Genomic DNA, 1,523 nt, shown 5'->3' with positions numbered 1-1,523 from the left:
TCGTCCTCCGTGAAGAATTCCCAAGTCATTGATTTGGAATCTGGAAGCGGCGCATTAGCGTCATCGGGTTTGCCGAGAATCGGGTCTTCGGAAGGGGATTCCTTGCAAACTTGATTTGTGATTCTCTGGCCCGGAGCGATTTGGCGAGGACCAGATGCGGCCACCGGAACGGCGGGAAACGGGAGAGCAGGATCTGTTCCGCTCTCGGCTCGATCAGATCATTGACATGAAGCATCCGCTGGTGGCGCTGGGCCGCACGGTGGATTGGAGCTTCCTGGAGGGGCGGTTCGGCGAGGTCTACACCGATGATCCCGGCCGCCCGCCACTGCCGACGCGATTGATGGCGGGACTGGCGATCCTCAAGCATACCTACGACCTGTCTGACGAGGTGCTGTGTGAGCGCTGGGTCGAGAATCCCTATTACCAGTTCTTCTGCGGTGAGGAGTTCTTCCAGCACGAGTTGGTGTTCGATCGCTCGTCGCTGACGCGCTGGCGCAACCGCATGGGCGAGGAACGGCTGCAGGCGTTGTTGCAGGAGAGCCTGTCGGTTGCGACCAGGACCAAGGCGATCAAGCCGTCTGACTTGTCTCGGGTGATCGTCGACACCACGGTTCAGCCCAAGAACGTGACGTTCCCCACCGATGCGAAGCTTCTGAACCGGGCGCGCGAGAAGCTGGTACGGCTGGCGCAGCGTCACGGGGTAGGTTTACGCCAATCCTATGCGCGCGTGGGCAAGTTCGCCCTGATCCGGCATCAGCGCTATGCCCACGCCAAGCAGTTCAAGCGCGCCAACCGAATGCTGAAGAAGCTACGCACCTATCTGGGCCGTGTCATTCGCGACATCGGCCGCAAGACTGAGGGCAATAGCGGGCTCGAAGCTGCCTTCGCCAAGCTGCTATTGCTGGCGCGGCGCGTCCACGAGCAGCAGCAGCGTCAACGTGGGACGAAGGTCTATTCCCTGCATGCACCGGAGGTCGAATGCATCGGCAAGGGCAAGGCCCATCGGCCTTACGAGTTCGGCGTCAAAGTCTCCGTCGCCACCACGATCGGCCACGCCAAGGGCGGCCAGTTCGTCACCCATATAAAGGCGTTGCCCGGCAATCCATATGATGGCCACACCCTGGAAACCGTCATCCCCGACATGGAGGCGATGGTCGGCAACACCATCACGCGCATTCTCGCTGACAAGGGCTACCGCGGCCACAACGCGCCGCCCGAGTACAAGTTCAGGGTCTTTCTCTCGGGGCAGAAGCGAGGCGTGACGTCGCAGATCGAGCGTGAGCTGCGCCGCAGGGCCGCCGTCGAACCCGTCATCGGCCACCTCAAAGCCGAGCATCGCATGGGCCGAAACTATCTCTGGTTCCGGCACGGGGACGCAACCAATGCCATCCTCGCCGCCACCGGCTACAACTTCCGCCGCCTGATCCGCTGGCTCAGGATTTTGTTGTGGCAAATCCTGACCGCACCCCTCACGGAGCCGGCGATCAATCCAGCCTGAATCAGCGTTCTTCTTCACGGACGAC

1 protein-coding gene is annotated in these 1,523 nt (G+C 61.5%); it reads left to right on the top strand.

Annotation, left to right across the window (positions count from 1 at the left end):
• Window positions 1-154: 154 nt before the first annotated feature.
• Window positions 155-1,498 (top strand): IS5 family transposase, encoded by a 1,344-nt coding sequence (locus tag AC0L2O_RS36130; RefSeq protein ID WP_473373113.1) that lies wholly within the window; start codon window positions 155-157, stop codon window positions 1,496-1,498.
• Window positions 1,499-1,523: the final 25 nt, after the last annotated feature.

It is taken from the genome of Bradyrhizobium sp. Kon10 (assembly GCF_055807395.1).
The sequence above is the reverse complement of the archived record's forward strand: the minus strand, read 5'-3'. Positions and strand labels throughout refer to the sequence as shown.

Bases quoted from the DNA above. Each gene is read 5' to 3' on its own strand.
- AC0L2O_RS36130 (WP_473373113.1), top strand. From the start codon at position 155: ATGCGGCCACCGGAACGGCGGGAAACGGGAGAGCAGGATCTGTTCCGC.